Here is a 17,476-nt window from a genome sequence, read left to right on the forward strand (position 1 = left end):
GCATGGCCCGGGCCTCTGGCGAATTATTTAACATGCGATATGTAGTTAACATGTTAGCAAACACCATGTCACTATCATGTTAGTGAGTCAACCGTGAAGTTGAGTTGACCCGGGGGGGCGCCTGGGGCAACCATGGCGGCGACCTTTTTCGGGGACGTGTCCGTTGAGCCAGGAAATCATTGCCCATCCCAATCTGCCGCTGCTGCTGGCCCAGGCCCGCGAGGAGATCATTTCCCGCTTCCGGCCGATCCTGAATCACTTCGGGGTGACCGAGCAGCAGTGGCGCATCCTGCGGGTGCTGCGCACCCAGGAGCCGCTGGAACCCAAGCAGATCTGCGAGACCTGCCTGTTCCTCAGCCCCAGCCTGGCGGGTGTGCTGGCCCGCATGGAGGAGATGGGGCTGGTGGTGAAGGAGCGGGTGGAAAGCGATCATCGCCGGGTGCTGGTACGCATGACCCCCCGCAGCCGGGCGCTGGTGGACGAGGCGCTGCCGCTGATCGCCGAGCAATACCGCCTTCTCGAAAATGTCATCGGCGAACGCCAGACAGCCGAGCTATACGAGGTGCTTCAGCGCCTGACCGTGTTGCGTGGCGCCGATATTCCCCTGGTCAAACTGCCCGCCAAGTGAGTCGAGAGCCCATGTTTCCCGCCCATCTGCTTGCCGTCTTCGATCGTGTCGACATCGCCTTCGAGAGTGGGGAAGGCGCCTGGCTGACCGCCACCGATGGCCGCCGCTTCCTGGATTTCGGCGCGGGAGTCGCCGTCAACAGCCTGGGCCATGCCCATCCCCGGCTGGTGGCGGCGCTGGACGCCCAGGCGGACAAGCTGTGGCATTGCTCCAACCTGTACCGGGTGCCGGGACAGGAGCGGGTGGCCAAGCGGCTGACCGATTCCTCCTTCGCCGATACGGTCTTCTTCTGCAATTCCGGCGCCGAGGCCATGGAACTGGTGATCAAGATCGCCCGGCGCTTCCACCATGTGGCGGGGCGGCCGGAACGCAATCGCGTCATCGCCTGCACCGGCAGCTTCCACGGCCGCACCATCGCCACCCTGGCCGCCGCCGGGACCGCCAAATACCTGGAAGGCTTCGGCCCGGTCGCCGAGGGCTTCGACCATGTTCCCTTCGGCGACCTGGGCGCGGCGCGGGCCGCCATCGGCCCGGCCACGGCGGCGCTGCTGGTGGAGCCGGTGCAGGGCGAGGGCGGCATCCGTCCGGCCGATCCGGCATATCTGCGCGGCTTGCGGGCGCTGGCCGACGAATTCGGCCTGTTGCTGCTGATGGACGAGGTCCAGACCGGCATCGGCCGCACCGGCACCCTGTTCGCCCACCAGGACAGCGGCGTGGCGCCCGATGTCATGGCCCTGGCCAAGGGGCTGGGCGGCGGCTTTCCGGTGGGCGCGGTGCTGGCCAGCGAGCGGGCGGGATCGTGCATGACCGCCGGAACCCATGGCTGCACCTTCGGCGGCAATCCGCTGGCCATGGCGGTGGCCGAGGCCGTGCTGGACGTGGTGCAGGAGTCCGGATTCCTGGAGCGGGTCCGCGCCATGGGCGAGCGGCTGCGCGCCGGCCTTGACGACATTGCCGCCCACCATCCCGGCGTCGTCGCCGAGGTGCGCGGCAAGGGGCTGATGCTGGGACTGAAGACGGTGCCGCTCAATACCGAGGTCAACGGGCGGCTGTTCCTGAACGGCCTGCTGGCGGTGGGGGCGGGTGACAATGTGGTGCGGCTGGTGCCGCCGCTGATCATCGGCGAGGCCGAGGTGGATCAGGCCCTGGCCATCATCGACCGGACCTGCGCCAGCTTCAGCGGATGACGGCCACCCCGGCGGCGGCGATATCACAGTCCTGATCCTCGGTGGCGCCCGACACGCCCAGGGCGCCCACCAGCACGCCGTCGCGGAACACCGGATGGCCGCCGCCGATGGGAATGAAGCCGTCGCGGCCGTTGAGGCCTTCCAGCAGATGGGCGCGGGCGCCGATGCGATCCTTCCACACGGCGGTGGGGGTGCCGAATCCGGCCGAGGTTCGCGCCTTGTCGGTGGCCAGGGTGACGCCGTGGAACGGTGCCCCGTCCATGCGGATCAGGGCTTTGAGGTGGCCACCCGCATCCACCGCCGCCACGGTGATGCGCAAGTCCTGGTCACGGGCGTGGGCGATGGCGGCCTGCACGGCGGCCAGGGCGTCTTCCTCCCTCATGACAGGCCTCCGACGCAGACATATTTGACCTCCATGAAGTCGTCGAGGCCGTATTTCGAGCCCTCGCGGCCCAGGCCGGACTCCTTGATGCCGCCGAAGGGGGCGACCTCGTTGGAGATCAGCGCCTCGTTGACCCCGACCATGCCGCATTCCAGGGCTTCCGCCACCCGGAACACCCGGGCGATGTCGCGGGAATAGAAATAGCCCGCCAGGCCGAACTCCGAGTCATTGGCCAGGGCGACCGCCTCGTCCTCGCTGTGGAAGCGGATCAGCGGCGCCAGCGGGCCGAAGGTCTCCTCGCGGAAGCAGGCCATGGCGGGGGTGACGTCGGCCAGCACGGTGGGCTCGAAGAAATTGCCGCCCAGGGCATGGGGGCGGCCGCCGGTCAGCACCCGCGCCCCCTTGGCCTTGGCGTCGGCCACATGGGCGGCGACCTTGGCGACGGCGGCGGCATTGATCAGCGGGCCTTGCTGCACCACGCCCTTCAGGGCGTGGCCCACCACCAGACCGGCGGCCTTGTCCGCCAGGCGGGTGGCGAAGGCGTCGTAGATGCCGTCCTGGACCAGGAAGCGGTTGGTGCAGACGCAGGTCTGGCCGGAATTGCGGAACTTCGAGGCCAGGGCGCCCGCCACCGCCGCGTCCAGGTCGCAGTCGTCGAACACGATGAAGGGCGCGTTGCCGCCCAGTTCCAGGCTGACCTTCTTCACCGTCTCGGCGCATTGGGCCATCAGCAGCTTGCCTACCCGGGTCGAGCCGGTGAAGGACAGCTTGCGCACCAGCGGATTGGCGGTCATCTCGCCGCCCACCGCGCCGGGTTGGCGGGTGGTGACCACGTTGAACAGTCCCTTGGGCAATCCGGCGCGTTCCGCCAGTTCCGCCAGGGCCAGGGCCGATAGCGGCGTGTCCTCGGCGGGCTTGACCACTACCGGGCAGCCCGCCGCCAAGGCGGGGGCGCATTTGCGGGTGATCATGGCGTTGGGGAAGTTCCACGGCGTTACCGCCGCCACCACGCCGATGGACTGTTTCATCACCAGCAGGCGGCGGTCACTGGCGGTGGTGGGGATGATGTCGCCATAGGCGCGCTTGCCCTCCTCGGCGAACCATTCGATGAACGAGGCGCCATAGGCGATTTCGCCGGTGCTTTCCGCCAGCGACTTGCCCTGTTCCGCCGACAGCAGCCGGGCCAGGGAGTCCTTGTTGGCCATGATCTGGTCGAACCAGGCCTTCAGCACGGCGGCGCGGTCCTTGGCGGTGCGCGAGCGCCAGCCCTTCCACGCCGCCTGCGCCGCCGCGATGGCCGCCCTGGTCTCGGCGGCGCCCATGTCGGGAACACTGCCCAGCACCTCGCCGCTGGCGGGGTCCAGCACATCGAAGCGGCGGCCGTCCTGGGCATCGACCCAGGCGCCGTCCACATAGGCCTGCGACTTGATCAGGGTGGGGTCGATTGCGGTCACGGCAGGCCTCCCGGTTTATTTAACAAGTTAATTGCTAATATATTCCTTACATGGCGGTCGGGAATGTGTCAAGGTCTGGCACCCAAGCTTTACGGAACCGGTCGGCAATGACATCATCGCGTGCAGTCCTCGCCCATACCCCCGGAAGTCGCGTGTCGGAGTCCAAAGACAGTCCTGCCTCTTCCTCGGCCTCGGATGATCTGGGGCGGCTGCGGGCGTTCTCGCGCTCTCTGCCCATGGCGCTGCTGAAGGCGCGGGAAGAGGTGATGGCGGGATTTCGGCCCAATCTGCGCGCCCACAGCCTGACCGAGCAGCAATGGCGGGCGCTGAAGGCCCTGGCGCAGCATGACGAGATGCGGGCGGGCCAACTGGCGCGGGCCAGCCTGATCAGCATGCCCAGCCTGACCCGCATCCTGCGCACCCTGGAGGCCCAGGGGCTGATCCGCCGCCGGGCCGAGGAGCGCGACCAGCGCGCCGCTCTGCTGTCGCTGACCCCGGCGGGCCACGCCTTGGTCGTGGCGGTGAGCAGCGGCGCCGAACTACGTTACGACCAGATCGCCCAGGCCTTTGGCGCGGAGCGTCTGGAGCAGCTTCATCTGCTGCTGGACGAATTGTCCCGCAGCCTTGGGAAGTAGATCGGCTACAAGATCGAGCGGTACAGCTCCTCCACGTCGGTCTGGGTCATGTCGCGGGGATTGTTGGCCAGCAGGCGCTGGATGCCTACCGTGACCTCCTGGGCCATGGAAGGGATGTCATCCTCGCTCACTCCCAGTTTGCCCATGCGCATTTCCAGCCCGCCCAGGGCGGCCAGCCGGTCCAGCTCCGCCACGAAGGCTTCCGCGGCGGCGGAGGCATTGGCGAAGCCCTGTCCCGGCAGTACCGCGCTCGCCAGTTCGGCGTAAAGTCCCGCCGCCACCGGCAGGTTGAAGCGGAACACCGGCCCCATCACCAGGGCGTTGGAATGGCCGTGGGGCACGTGGAAGCGGGCGCCAAGCGGATAGGCCAGGGCATGGACCGAGGCCACCGAGGCGTTGATGAAGGCCATGCCGCCCAGCATGGCGCCTTGCAGCATGGCGGCGCGGGCCGCCATGTCGTGACCATTCCGCAGCACCTTGGCATAGTTGCCGCAGAGCAGGTCCAGCGCCTTGAGGGCCAGGCAATCGGCGATGGGATTCTTGCGGGTGCGGCTGGTATAGGCCTCGACGGCATGGACCATGGCGTCGAGCGCGGTGGCGGCGGTGACCTTGGGCGGCATGCCCACGGTCAGCTCGGCATCCAGGATGGCGATGTCGGGCAGCAACTGGCGGGAATAGACCGCCTTCTTCTCGCCCGCCGCATTGGTGACCACCGAGACCCAGGTGACTTCCGACCCGGTTCCAGCGGTGGTTGGAATCTGGATCAGCGGCGACCGCTTGCCGGTGGCGAGGTCGGTGCCGAACATCTCCTCGATCTTTTGCTCCGAGCGCAGCAGCAAGGCCACCAGCTTGGCGGTATCCAGGCTGGAGCCGCCGCCGAGGCCGGCCACGCCGTCGGCGCCGAATTCCCGGGCGGCGTCCACCGCCGCCAGCACCACGGCGACCGGAGGATCGGCCTGGACCCCGTCGTGGATCAGCGGCTCGATTCCGGCATCACGTAGGCTGGCGGCGGCCTTGGCGGCGAAGCCGCAGGCCCGGATGCCCGCGTCGCAGACCACCACTACCCGCCGTGCCCCCAGACCGGCCATCAGCTCGCCGGTCCGGGCCAGCCCGCCGATCTCGCAGACCAGCTTGGGCACGCTTTGGAAGACGAAGGACATGGGGGTTACTCCCTATACCTGTCGGTGTAAGAAATGACCTGTCATCTCGACGACCATCGGGAGGAGGGATCTCTGCCTGGAATGCGGACGCCAAGTAAGAAATGTCGTTCCAGGATGGGATCCCTCGCTGCCGCTCGGGATGACAGGATGAGTCGGATCAGGCGCCGACCGGTACTACTCCTTGATGCCGCCGAGGCAGAGATATTTGATCTCCAGGAAGTCCTCGACGCCGTATTTGCTGCCCTCGCGGCCGATGCCGGATTCCTTGACGCCGCCGAAGGGCGCCACCTCGGTGGAGATGATGCCCTCGTTGATGCCGACGATGCCGTATTCCAGCTTTTCCGCCACCCGCATCACCCGCGCGACATTGCCCGCGTAGAAATAGGCGGCCAGGCCGAATTCGGTGTCGTTGGCCATGGCGACGGCCTCGGCCTCGGTGTGGAAGCGGAACAGCGGCGCCACGGGGCCGAAAATCTCTTCCCTCGCCATGGCCATGTCCTTGGTGACATTGGTGACGATGGTGGGTTCGAAGAAGGTGCGGCCCAAGTCGTGGCGCTTGCCGCCGCAGGCGATAGAGGCGCCCTTGGACAGGGCGTCGGCCAACAGGCGCTCCACCTTCTCGATGGCTTCCTGGTTGATCAGCGGCCCCTGGGTGGCGTCGGAAGTCAGGCCGGGGCCGACCTTCAGTCCCGCCACCGCCTTGGCCAGGCGCTTGGCGAACTCGTCATAGACCCCGTCTTGCACCAGCAGGCGGTTGGCGCAAACGCAGGTCTGACCGGCATTGCGGTATTTGGACGCCATGGCGCCCGCCACCGCCGCGTCCAAATCGGCATCGTCGAACACGATGAAGGGGGCGTTGCCGCCCAACTCAAGGCTGACCTTCTTCACAGTCTTGGCGCATTGGGCCATCAGCAACTTGCCCACCTCGGTGGAGCCGGTGAAGGACAGCTTGCGCACCAGCGGATTGGCGGTCAGTTCGCCGCCGATCCCGGCGCCGTGGGCGGCGGTGACGATGTTGATGACGCCCTTGGGAATGCCCGCCCGCTCGGCCAGCTCGGCGAGCGCCAGGGCGGAGAGCGGCGTGTCCTCGGCGGGCTTGATCACCACCGGGCAGCCCACCGCCAAGGCAGGGGCGCATTTCCTGGTGATCATGGCATTGGGGAAGTTCCACGGCGTGATGGCGGCGACCACGCCGATGGGCTCCTTCAGCACGATGATGCGCTTGTCGGGGCCGTGGCCGGGGATGGTGTCGCCATAGACCCGCTTGGCCTCCTCGGCGAACCATTCGATGAAGGCGGCGCCATAGGCGATCTCGCCCCGGGCCTCGGCCAGCGGCTTGCCCTGTTCGGCGGTCAGCAGGACGGCGAGGTCCTCCTGGTTGGCCATGATCAGGTTGTACCAGGCGCGCAGCAGGTTGCAGCGCTCCTTGGCGGTCTTGGCCCTCCAGGCGGGCCAGGCGGCGTTGGCGGCCTCGATGGCGGCGCGGGTCTCGGCGGCGCCCATGTCGGGAACCGAGGCCAAAACCTCGCCCGTGGCCGGATTGGTCACGTCGAAACTGGCGCCCGAGGCGGCGCCGGTCCAGGCGCCGTTCACATAGGCCAGGGTCTTGAGCAGGGAGGAATCCTTGAGCTTCATGGCAAAAGACCTTTCAGTACACCTTGGCGTAGATGGCTAGCGCGTCATCATAGGCAACGTCGCGGGGATTGTTCACCAACAGCCTTTGCACCTTCATGGCGTCCTCGGCCAGCATGGGCAGGTCGGCCTCCTTGATGCCCACATCGTGCAGCCGCTGCTCCATGGGCATCTCGGCCACCAGTTCGGCGATGGCGTCCAGCAGGTCGGCGCCCTTGGACTTGCCGGGCAGGATGGCGGCGGCCAACTCGCCATACAACGCCTCGGCGGCGGGCATGTTGAATTCCATCACCGGCACCAGCACCAGGGCGTTGGACAGCCCGTGCGGCACATGGAAATGGCCGCCGATGGGATAGGCCAGGGCATGGACGGCGGCGACCGGGGCATTGGCGAAACTGATGCCCGCCAGCATGGAGCCCTGCAGCATGGCGGCCCGCGCCGGAGCGTCGGCGCCGTCCTTCACCACCTTGCGGATATTGGCGTAAAGCAGTTGCAGCGCCTTGACGGCCATGCTGTCGGAAATGGGGTTCTTCTTGTGGCGGGTGGTATAGGCCTCGATGGCGTGGACCATGGCGTCGATGGCGGTCATGGCGGTGATGCGGGCGGGCAGGCCCCAGGTCAGGGTCCCGTCCAGCAGCGCCAGATCGGGATAGAGCAAGCCGCTGACCACGCCCTTCTTCTCGTTGCTGGGCGTGGTGAAGATGGCGATGGGGGTGACCTCGGAGCCGGTTCCGGCGGTGGTCGGCACCTGGATCAGGGGCAAGCGCGGCCCCTTGGCCAGGCCAATGCCATAGATATCGGGCAGGGCCTGGGGATTGCCCACCAGCAGCGCCACCAGCTTGGCGGTGTCCATGGAGGAACCGCCGCCGAAGCCGATGACGCCGTCGATCCCGGCCGTCTTGGCCGCCGCCACCGCGTCCAGTACCGAGGCTTCCGGCGGGTCCATCTTGACGTCGGTGAAGACGGTGGCCTGCATGCCCGCCGCCTTGAAGCCCTCCAGGGCGGGGGCCAGCAGACCGGCCGCCACCAGCCCGGCATCGGTGACGATCAGGGCGTGAGTGATGCCCAGTTCGCGCGACAACTCGGCCAGCCGGGCCGAGGACTTGTCCTCGCAGATGATGCGGGGCGTGGTCTCGAAGATAAAATTGCTCACGGCGGAATCTCCTGGTTCAGCCCGCTGTGACCACGCCCCGCTCGATGCGGTAGGCGCGGTCCACCAGATCGGCGGAATGGGTGTCGTCGGATTCGGACAGGATCACGGACAGGCCCTCGGTGCGCAGCTTGGCGATGACCTCGGTCAGGCGGCGCGACAGCACCGGGGCGACGCCCTCGAACGGCTCGTCCAGCAACAGCAGGCGGCGCCCCGGCATCAGGGCGCGGGCCAGGGCCACCAGCTTCTGCTGGCCGCCCGACAGTTGCAGGGCGCGGCGGTCGCGAAACACCGCGACCTCGGGCATGATCTCATAGATCCACTCCAGCCGGGGCGCGGCATCCTTGATGCCGTTGGCCCAGGCGGGCATCAGGATGTTCTCCTCCACGGTCAGGGCGGGGATCAATCGGCGATCCTCGGGCATGTAGCTGATGCCCAGCCCGGCGCGCTTGTGGCCGGGCAGGGCCATCAGATCGGCGCCGTCCAGACTGATGGCGCCGGCCTCGGCGGGCAGCAGCCCCATGATGGAACGGATCAGGGTGGTCTTGCCCGCGCCGTTGCGGCCGATCAGACCGACCATGGTGGCGTCGGGGACCTCCAGGCTGACGCCGCGCAGCACCGGGATCTTGTGGATGGCGACGTCCAGCGCCGCGATGGATAGGCTCATGACGACCTCCTGGCGCGGCCGTGGCCGCCGTGCCCGTGGCCCACCACCAGTTCGCGGACCTTGGCATCGTCCAGCACCTGATCGGGCGGGCCGTCGGCGATGACCTCGCCCGCATAGAAGGCCAGGATACGGCTGACATACCGGGCGACGATCTCCATGTCGTGCTCCACGAACAGAACGGTGACGCCGTGGCGACGGACCACCTCCATGACGCTGTCCATCAGGGGGAATTTCTCTTCCACCGCCACTCCGCTGGTGGGTTCGTCCAGCAGCAGCATCTTGGGGTTGGCGATCAGCGCCATGGCGATGTCCACCAGCTTGCGGGTGCCCTGGGGCACCGCCGTCACCTGATGGTCGCGGAAGGCGGCGACGCCGAATTCCTTCAAGGTGGCCTCGGCCTTTTCCACCCGCTCAGGCGTCCGCAACGGGCGCAGGAAGGACGGCAGCGGGCTTTCGGCGATGGACAGCGCCACCAGCATGTTGTCCAGCACCGTCAGTTCCGGGAACAGCTGCGCCACCTGGAACGAGCGGGCCATGCCCATGCGGGTGATCTTGCGCGGCGCCAGACCTAAGATGGAGCGGCCGTTGAACATGATCTCGCCCGCGCTGGGGGGCAGGAAGCCGGTGACCATGTTGATGAAGGTGGTCTTGCCCGCTCCGTTGGAGCCGATCACGCCCACCACCTCGCCGGCATGGATGGCGACATTGATGTCCTTGGCCGCCACCACCGCGCCGAAGGTGCGGTGCAGCGAGCGGGATTCGAGAATGGGGGTCTGGCTCATACCCGGGCCTCCGCCTTCCTGGTGCGTTTGAACAGGCTCCACAATCCCTTGGGCAGGAAGATGATGATGCCCAGCAGCACGAAGCCCAGGATCATCTGCCAGGAATGGGGAACGAACTGGATGGCATAGGTGCGGACCGTCGAGAACAGGCTGGCGGCCACGAAGGGCGCCGCCACATGGCCGATGCCGCCCAGCAGGGCGATGAAGACGAACTCGCCCGATGTGGTCCAATAGGCCATCTCGGGGTCCACATGGCCGGTGGCCATGCCGGTCAGCCCGCCGCCCAGGGCCGAGACCGCCGCCGCCAGCACATAGGTGGAATACAGCGTCCAACGGGGCGAGGCGCCCAGATATTCCACCCGGACCTCGTTCTCGCGGATGGCCTCGCAGACATAGCCGACGCTGGACTTGGACAGGCGGTGCAGGAACACCGCCGCCACCGCCGCGATACCGCAGGTCAGCACATAGACGAACATCTTGCCGCTGGAACCAGGAGTCCAGCCCAGCGCGGTGATGCCGTGGACGTTGAAGCCGTCGGTGCTGCCCAGCGATTGGCTCTTGGCCAGGACCCCATACAGGATCATGGAAAAGGCGAGCGTCAGCATGGCGAAGAAGATCTCGCGATAGCGGGTCAGCAGCAGCCCCAGCACCATGGCGACCACCGCCGCCGCAACCATGGACAGCGCCAGCAGTACGAAGGCGTCGTGGACGCCCAGCCATTGCCCGCCCATGCCGACGGTGTAGCCGCCGATGCAGTAGTAGAGGCCCTGGCCGAAGGACACCAGTCCGGCCCGCATCTGCACCACCACACCCTGGACCACCAGTCCCTTGGCGAAGGCGATGGTCAGCAGGAAGGTCAGCCAGTTGGGCAGGACGAAGACACCCAGCGCCAAGACCACGCCGGAGGCCAGCAGCCAGAGTTCGGTTCGATCGAGGCGCATGATCAGATCTTCCTCACGAGGGTGCGGCCGAACAGCCCTTGCGGGCGCACCGCCAGGACCAGCGACATGACGCTGTAGATGACGAACAGTTCAAGCTCGGGGGCGAGATGCACCGCCATGGCCCGGGTCAGCCCCACCAGAACCGCTCCGGCGGCGGCGCCGCCGATGGAGCCCATGCCGCCCACCACCACCACGGCGAAGGCCAGAACGATGACCTCGACGCCGATGCCGGGGGAAACCGAGATGGCCGGCGCGGTCAGGGCTCCGGCCAGGGCGCCCAGGGTGGCGCCGACGGCGAAGGTGACGGCGAACATGGCCTTGACGTTGACGCCCATGGCCACCGCCACCTCGCGGTCATGGATGACGGCGCGCAGCAGCTTGCCCTTGTGGGTCTTGTTCAGGATCAGCCACAGGCTGATGCCGATGGCCAGCGACACCCCCACCAGGCCCAGGTCGTAGATGGCGAAGGTCAGGCCGCCGAAGGTGGAGCGGCCCATCAGGGAATAGGGCTGATAGGTGAAATAGGGATCGACGCCCCACACCAGCTTGACCGCGTCCTCGAGGATCAGCAGCAGGGCATAGGTGATGATCACCATCAGGATCTCGTCCTTGCCATACATGCGGCGCAGCAGGGCGAATTCGACCACCAGTCCCACCACCAGGCCGGACACCAGGGCGGCGCCCACCAGCAGCAGGTAGCTGACGTAAGGATTGCCGCCCACTCCGGTGAACCACCAGCCCACCAGCGAGGCGGCCGAATAGGCGCCGATGGCGTAGAAGCTGCCATGGGCCATGTTGAGGATGCGCATGACGCCGTAGATCACGGTCAGTCCGGCCGCGACCAGGAACAGCCACGAGGCGTAGATGGACCCGTCCACCAGGATGGCGAGAAGCGTTGTCATGGAAAGCTCCGCTCAGGCAAGGACCCGGCGGCGGGACATATCCGCCGCCGGGGAGAGGTCAAAGGATCAATCGCACTTGGCGCCGGGCATGCCCGCCTTGATCCATTCCTGGCCGTTGGTCCCATCCGGCGGGGTGACGCAGGTGTCGGCGTAGGACTTGACGTTCTTCAGAACGGCCCGGCCGCTTTCATAGTGGTATTCGCCATAGGCGATGCCCTGCATGGCCTGATGGCCGCTGGCGCGGGCCATCTTGACAGTACCCGAGGGCGATTCGAAAGTGATGCCGGTCATGGCGGCGACGATCTGGTCCGAGCTCGGCTGCTTGCCAGCGGGGGCGGCCTTTTCCACGGCGGTCTTCAGGGCCAGGATGGCCTGGGCCATCTTGAACGACGGATAGATGGGCTCATCGCTCCACTTGGCGCGATAGGCGGTCCGCAGCCAATCGGACAGGGCGTTCTTGGGGGCGAAGGCGCCGAACGGCCCACGTCCGCCGATCACCGTGCCGTTGGGAGCCTGGCCCTTGTAGCGCTCGATGCCGGTCTCGCCGCAGGTCAGCACCAGGGTCTTGCCGTCGTACAGGCCACGGGCGCCGCCCTGCAGCACCAGGGCTTCCATGTCGCCACCCCAGAAGCTGGAATGGATGACGTCGGGCTTGGCCACCGACAGGGCGGAGATTTCGGCGCCGTACTGGCCCTGGAAAATCTTGGGGAACTGTTCGGCCGCCACCTTGGCGGTGGGCTTGACATGCTTCATGGCTTCGACGAAGTCGACCCAGGAATCCTGGCCCCAGGCGTAGTTCTGCTGGATACCGGCGAAGCTGGCCATCTTTGGGCGGGTGTCGGCCAGATAGCGGGCGGCGCCCACATTGTCGACCACGGCGTCGAGGCCGGTACGGAAGACGTATTTGGGGGCCTTGTTCTCGACGAACAGCCGCGAGGTGCCGCAGTCATACATGATGGTCGGGATCTTCAGTTCCTCGGCCACCGGGCTGATGGCGAGACAGTCGCCCGACGAGATATAGCCGATGACGGCGTCCACCTTCTGGCGCTCCACCAGATTGCGGAACTCTTCCACCTGCTTGGTGGCGCCGCCGTTCTCGTCGATGATGACGGCCTCGATCTCCATGCCGTTGATGCCCTTGGTGTTATAGGGGGCAGGCAACTGGCCCTTGTTGAGGGCGTCGATGACGGTCTCGGCGGCATGGGCCGAGGGAACGCCGAACGGACCGGCGGCGGCGCCGGACAGGAAGGTCACGATGCCGACGCGGAACTTGCCGTTCTCGGCGGCCTGGGCGGTGGTGGCCGAGGCCAGGGCGGCGGTGGCCACGGCGGCGGTCAGGGCCCGGCGGGCGATGGAGGATTGGGTCATCTTCACGGTTTCACTCCCTTGTGCTTGTTATAACTCGGGTACTCACGGTTTCCCGCCCATGACGGCCCGGCGTCTGCGCACCAGTTCGGGCGGGGGAATCAGGTCCTCGGCGGCATAGACCCGCCAGTCGGCCAGCATGACCTTGGCGGGGGGAAAGGCGGCATTGGGCACCACCTTGCCGATGGCCATGGGCTGGACGATCTGATGGGTGGACTTGTCGATATAGGAGGTGAAGCCGTCCGGGTCCTTGGGCAGCTTCAGGCGCAGGGTCTCCAGGGCGTCGACCATGGCCTCGACATCGTGGCGCGGCGCACTGGCCGTGACCGCGCTGGCGATGGCCATGATGCCGCTATAGGCCCCGGCGGCGGCATAGGTGGGGTAGCGTCCCTCGGAGGCATGGAAGCCGGTGACGAAGGCGCGGTTGCCCTCGGTCTCGGGCCAGTTGTTGTGGTGGCGCGCCGACAAGATCAGCCCCGGCGGCGGATTGGACCCCAGGGCCAGCATCACCTCGTAATTGCCGCCGGTGTCGAAATTGGCCAGCCGGGAGGACTCGAAGAAGCTGGTGGTGGCGGCCTGACGCAGGAAGGCGACGAAATCGCCGCCCCACAGGGCGGTGACCACGATATCGGGCTTGGTCTCGACGATGGCGCTGATATAGGCGGAATAGTCGGGCTCATAGAGCTTGGGCCAGAACTCGCCCACATTGTCGTAGGCGACACCCAGCAACTGCAGGCTTTCGCGCAGATCGGTCCAGGAGGCATGGCCGTAATCGTAGTCGGGACCGATGAAGGCCATGCGCTTCCAGCCGGTTTCCTTCTGCAATTCGGCCAGATAGCGGGCTCCGGCGGCGTTGGAGGTCCAGGAATCGTTGCTGACGCGGAAATAGTAGCGGTGCAGGGCATCCATGGTCAGGCGCGACGAGGCATGGTCGGTGCCGACCATGATCACCTTCTGGGTGCGGGCCACCTCGCTGACCGCCTGGGCGACGCCCGAGCTGACCATGCCGCAGAAGAACTTGGCCTTGTCCTGGCGCACGAAGTCCTCGGCGATGCGCACGGCATAGGCGGCCTTGGAGCGGTCGTCCTCGACGATGATGCGAAGCTTCGGGGGCTTGGGACCCAGCGTGCCCGCCTTCAGGTCGGCCAGGGCCAGCTTGATCCCCGCCACGCTGTCCTTGCCGTAGATGGCGGCGCGGCCCGACATGGGATACATGCAGCCGATGGTGACCTCGGCCTCGGCCGCCGGGGCGCCCAACTCGATGCGGGCCTGGGCGGCGGGCGCCAGCGTGGCCAGACCCAGCAGCGCGAACGCGGCTCGGGCAAGGCCGTGCAGACAGAGTCCGGGCAGGCTTTTCGGCATCCTCGACGTTTCCCCGCGCGACCGTGTTCCAGTCGCATTTATTATCGGATCATGAAACTGCAACCCCCATGCCAGCGGATCGAGTCAGGAGGGCATTGTGGTTTTCCGATAGTGAGCGGCGCTCATGCGCGGAAACCGCTCACAACCGCTCACGATGATGAGCGGTTTCCGCTCATCAATCCCAGGCGCTGGAGGCGGCGCTTGAAGGCGTGGCGCGAGATGCCCAGCAGTTCGGCGGCGCGGCCCTTCTGCCCCCCGGCCCGGGCCAGGGCCTCGGTCAGCAGCACCCGCTCGCTGGCGTCCAGGCTGTCGGGCAGGCTCTGGCGCCGGTCGTCACCGCCTGCCATGCGGGGCTCCCGCGCCATGTCGGCGGGCAGTTCCGCGGGGGTGGCGGTCTGGCCGGGATGCAGGATGGTCAGGCGCTCGATCAGGTTCTTCAACTCGCGCACATTGCCCGGCCAGGAATAGCTGGCGAACAGGCGCTCGACCTCGGGGGCGAAGCTCACCGGCGGACAGCCGCTCTCGGCGGCGTAGCGCCGGGCGAAATAGCGGGCCAGGTCGAGGGCGTCGCCGCCGCGCTCGCGCAGGGCGGGCAGGCGCAACTGGATGACGTTGAGGCGGTAATAGAGGTCTTCCCGGAAGCGCCCGGCCTTGACGTCGGCGGCCAGGTCGCGATTGGTGGCGGCGACGATACGCACATCGGCGGTCTTGCCCTGGGTGGCGCCGATGGCGCGGTAATTGCCATTCTCCAGGAAGTGCAGGAACTTGGCCTGCAGCGCCAGGGGAAGCTCGCCGATCTCGTCCAGGAACAAGGTGCCGCCATCGGCCAGGGCCACCAGTCCGACCCGGCGCTGATGCGCCCCGGTATAGGCGCCCTTCTCGGCGCCGAACAGCTCGGCCTCGATCAGCTGTTCCGGCAGCGAGGCGCAGTTGACCTCGACGAAGGCGCCCCGGGCGCGGCTGCTCTGGTTATGGATGGAGCGGGCCACCAGTCCCTTGCCGGTGCCGGATTCCCCCAGCAGCAGCACCCGCGACGCGCTGGATGCGGCGATGCGGGCCACGGTGGCGATCAGGTCGGCCATGATTGGGCTGTCGCCGATGACGCCGTCGCCGCCCACCACGGATTTGCGGTGATAGGCGACCTCGGCCGCCAGCCTTTCCCGCTCCAGGGTGGTGCGGATGACATGGATCAGGTCGTCCAGTTCGAACGGCTTGGTCAGGTAGTCCGACGCCCCCGCCTTGACCGCCTGCACCGCCGCCCTGGTGTCGCCATGGGCCGAGATCATCACCACCGGCAGGGTGGACTGGCGCTTGCGCAGCTGCTCCAGCACCGCGATGCCCAGCATGTCGGGCAGGCGCTGGTCCAGCAGCACCAGATCGGGCGGGCGGCGCTCGATCTCGTCGAGCCCCTCGGCGCCGCTATGGACGCCCCAGGCGGCGATTCCCTCTCCCTTCAGGGCGAACACCACCGAACGCACCAGTTGGACCTCGTCGTCGATGATCAGGACGGAGATGTCAGCCAAGGCGGTCTCCCGATCGCATCAGCGGCAGGCGGAGCGTCACGGTGGTGCCCTTGCCCGGCTCGCTGGCGATATGGATGTCACCGCCGTTCACCTCGGTCAACTGGCGACAGATGCTGAGGCCCAATCCGGTGCCCAGCGCCCGGGTGGTGAAGAAGGGGTCCATGACCTTGGGCAGGTCGTCGTCGGCGATGCCGCCGCCGGTATCGGAGACCTCGATCAGCCCCCAATTGTCCTCCGAACGGGCCAGCAGGGTGATGGCGCCGTCCGGCGCGGTGGCCTGCATGGCGTTGACCACCAGATTGATCAGGATCTGCATGACATGGTCGCGATCGGCCAGCAGTACCAGATCGGCGCTGCCCATGACGCCCAGATGCAGCCCCTGGCGCTCGGCCTCGGGGCTGACCAGGGCATTGACCCGGCGGAACAGGTCGCGCACCGGCACCGGCCCGGTCTCGGGCGGGCGGGGGCGGCCGTATTCCAGCAGGTCCTCCATCACCCGGGTCAGGCGGTCGATCTCGGAACTGACGCCGTTGAGGATTTCCAGCCGCTCCAGGTCGCCTTCCTGGCGGGCCAGGGCCTGGACGCTGGTCTTGATGGTGGCCATGGGATTGCGCACCTCGTGGGCGACGCCGGTGGCGAACTTACCCAGCACCGCCATTTTCTCGATGCTGACGGTACGCTCGATCATCTGCGACAGCTTGCGCGACATGCCGTTGAAGGCGCGCGACACCACGTTGATCTCGTCATTGCCGGTCTCGGGCAGGCGATAATCCAACTGCCCGGCCGACACCGCGTCGGCGCCGATCACCAACTGGCGCAGGCGGCGGCGCAGCTTGGACGACAGCCGCAGGAACAGGATCGCCACGGCGGCCACCGAGCTGAAGACCAGCATGTACAGCCAGTGCCGGGCCTGATTGAACGGTCCCAGCAAGGCGTCGGGCTGGATCACCAGCGCCGCCTGCCAGCCCGGCGCGATCTCGGGGCCGGGCATCAGTTCGCCGCGCATCCGCGCCACATGGCCCACGGTGTCGAACACGCCGCCGCCCGGGGTGGTCAGTACCGGCTGGATCAGGCTGCCGATCTCGGGGGCGCCCATCAGTTCGGTGACCGAGGCCAGCCGCACATGCAAGGCGATGGTGCCGCTGTCCTCGCCGCTACGGGGATCGCGGAGCACCTGACGCATCAGGAACCAGCCGGGCGCGCCGTCCCTGGGCGCCACCGGGCCGATGATCTCGGTGCCGCCCACCTTGACCCGGGGCAGGCGCGAGATGTCGGGGGCCTCGCCGCCCCAATAGGGCGGACCCGACGCCGCCTGGCCCGCGATCACTCGCGCCAGCCGCCCGGTGGCATTGAAGAACCAGATGCCGTAGAGGTCGGGCACGTCGGCCTCGATGCGCAACAGGGCGCTGATCTCGGGATCGTCGCGATCGGGACGGCCGACATAGGAGGCCAGCGACGGATAGTTGGACAAAGTGTCCAACTGGTAGATGCGGGTGTCGAAGAACGAGCCCAGCCGCGAGGCGGTGGCGGTCAGTTGCGCCGACAGGCGCTGGCCGGTGAGCGCCCGCAGGATGTCCTGGGCATAGCTGTCATAGAGATAGCCCACTGCCGCCAGCGGCACCACGGCGGCCACCAGCGAGACGACGAAATAGCGAGACACCAGCGAGCGCGGCAGCATCATGGCCCGACTATATCAGCGGGCGGCG

At 67.3% G+C, this 17,476-nt stretch carries 16 protein-coding genes; 3 read left to right on the top strand and 13 right to left on the bottom strand.

Translation table 11 applies throughout. The annotated features are described in order from the left end of the window. The first annotated feature begins 163 nt into the window (after positions 1–163). Positions 164–628, top strand: coding sequence for a homoprotocatechuate degradation operon regulator HpaR (gene hpaR / locus A6A04_RS16895; protein ID WP_068494962.1), 465 nt, complete (start codon positions 164–166; stop codon positions 626–628). An 11-nt stretch (positions 629–639) separates the two neighbouring features. Beyond that, the gene (locus tag A6A04_RS16900; protein WP_068494963.1) at positions 640–1,815 is read left to right on the top strand and encodes an aspartate aminotransferase family protein; all 1,176 of its coding nucleotides are present in this window, start codon (positions 640–642) and stop codon (positions 1,813–1,815) included. Here A6A04_RS16900 and A6A04_RS16905 read toward each other — a convergent pair. Beyond that, positions 1,805–2,197 carry a GlcG/HbpS family heme-binding protein gene (locus tag A6A04_RS16905; RefSeq protein ID WP_068494965.1) on the bottom strand — a complete coding sequence of 131 codons (393 nt, stop codon included), beginning with the start codon at positions 2,195–2,197 and terminating at the stop codon, positions 1,805–1,807. The genes A6A04_RS16900 and A6A04_RS16905 overlap by 11 nt on opposite strands. Continuing rightward, entirely contained in the window at positions 2,194–3,651 is a 1,458-nt protein-coding gene (locus tag A6A04_RS16910) for an NAD-dependent succinate-semialdehyde dehydrogenase (protein ID WP_068494967.1), read from the bottom strand. The genes A6A04_RS16905 and A6A04_RS16910 overlap by 4 nt, the downstream gene beginning before the upstream one ends. A 152-nt stretch (positions 3,652–3,803) precedes the next feature. Between A6A04_RS16910 and hpaR (A6A04_RS16915) the strand changes: the two genes are divergently transcribed. Beyond that, positions 3,804–4,286, top strand: a complete 483-nt coding sequence (gene hpaR, locus A6A04_RS16915; RefSeq protein ID WP_068494969.1) for a homoprotocatechuate degradation operon regulator HpaR — start codon at positions 3,804–3,806, stop codon at positions 4,284–4,286. Between the two features lie 5 nt (positions 4,287–4,291). Here the strand turns inward: hpaR (A6A04_RS16915) and A6A04_RS16920 are convergent, their stop codons facing one another. The 11 genes from A6A04_RS16920 to A6A04_RS16970 form a co-directional block, all read right to left on the bottom strand. Then, the gene (locus A6A04_RS16920; protein ID WP_068494971.1) at positions 4,292–5,446 is read right to left on the bottom strand and encodes an iron-containing alcohol dehydrogenase; all 1,155 of its coding nucleotides are present in this window, start codon (positions 5,444–5,446) and stop codon (positions 4,292–4,294) included. Positions 5,447–5,620: 174 nt separating this feature from the next. Next, positions 5,621–7,081 carry an NAD-dependent succinate-semialdehyde dehydrogenase gene (locus A6A04_RS16925; RefSeq protein WP_068494973.1) on the bottom strand — a complete coding sequence of 487 codons (1,461 nt, stop codon included), beginning with the start codon at positions 7,079–7,081 and terminating at the stop codon, positions 5,621–5,623. 13 nt (positions 7,082–7,094) lie between these two features. After that, the gene (locus A6A04_RS16930) at positions 7,095–8,231 is read right to left on the bottom strand and encodes an iron-containing alcohol dehydrogenase (RefSeq protein WP_068494975.1); all 1,137 of its coding nucleotides are present in this window, start codon (positions 8,229–8,231) and stop codon (positions 7,095–7,097) included. A 16-nt stretch (positions 8,232–8,247) separates the two neighbouring features. Next, positions 8,248–8,895 carry an ABC transporter ATP-binding protein gene (locus tag A6A04_RS16935; RefSeq protein WP_068494978.1) on the bottom strand — a complete coding sequence of 216 codons (648 nt, stop codon included), beginning with the start codon at positions 8,893–8,895 and terminating at the stop codon, positions 8,248–8,250. Beyond that, positions 8,892–9,677 carry an ABC transporter ATP-binding protein gene (locus A6A04_RS16940; RefSeq protein ID WP_068494979.1) on the bottom strand — a complete coding sequence of 262 codons (786 nt, stop codon included), beginning with the start codon at positions 9,675–9,677 and terminating at the stop codon, positions 8,892–8,894. The genes A6A04_RS16935 and A6A04_RS16940 overlap by 4 nt, the downstream gene beginning before the upstream one ends. Continuing rightward, a complete protein-coding gene (locus tag A6A04_RS16945; RefSeq protein ID WP_068494981.1) occupies positions 9,674–10,618 on the bottom strand; it encodes a branched-chain amino acid ABC transporter permease in 945 nt (314 codons plus the stop codon). Before A6A04_RS16945 ends, A6A04_RS16940 begins: the two co-directional genes overlap by 4 nt. Positions 10,619–10,620: 2 nt before the next feature. Further along, on the bottom strand, positions 10,621–11,520 hold the full coding sequence (locus tag A6A04_RS16950) for a branched-chain amino acid ABC transporter permease (RefSeq protein WP_068494983.1): 900 nt from the start codon (positions 11,518–11,520) through the stop codon (positions 10,621–10,623). Positions 11,521–11,586: 66 nt separating this feature from the next. Further along, a complete protein-coding gene (locus A6A04_RS16955; RefSeq protein WP_068495102.1) occupies positions 11,587–12,888 on the bottom strand; it encodes an ABC transporter substrate-binding protein in 1,302 nt (433 codons plus the stop codon). Between the two features lie 42 nt (positions 12,889–12,930). After that, positions 12,931–14,247 carry an ABC transporter substrate-binding protein gene (locus A6A04_RS16960; protein WP_068494984.1) on the bottom strand — a complete coding sequence of 439 codons (1,317 nt, stop codon included), beginning with the start codon at positions 14,245–14,247 and terminating at the stop codon, positions 12,931–12,933. A 149-nt stretch (positions 14,248–14,396) separates the two neighbouring features. After that, the gene (locus tag A6A04_RS16965) at positions 14,397–15,770 is read right to left on the bottom strand and encodes a sigma-54-dependent transcriptional regulator (RefSeq protein ID WP_068494986.1); all 1,374 of its coding nucleotides are present in this window, start codon (positions 15,768–15,770) and stop codon (positions 14,397–14,399) included. Next, positions 15,763–17,451: a sensor histidine kinase gene (locus A6A04_RS16970; RefSeq protein WP_068494988.1), complete on the bottom strand. Its 1,689-nt coding sequence runs from the start codon at positions 17,449–17,451 to the stop codon at positions 15,763–15,765. The genes A6A04_RS16965 and A6A04_RS16970 overlap by 8 nt, the downstream gene beginning before the upstream one ends. Between the last annotated feature and the right edge of the window lie 25 nt (positions 17,452–17,476).

It is taken from the genome of Paramagnetospirillum marisnigri (assembly GCF_001650715.1).
Lineage (GTDB): Bacteria > Pseudomonadota > Alphaproteobacteria > Rhodospirillales > Magnetospirillaceae > Phaeospirillum > Phaeospirillum marisnigri.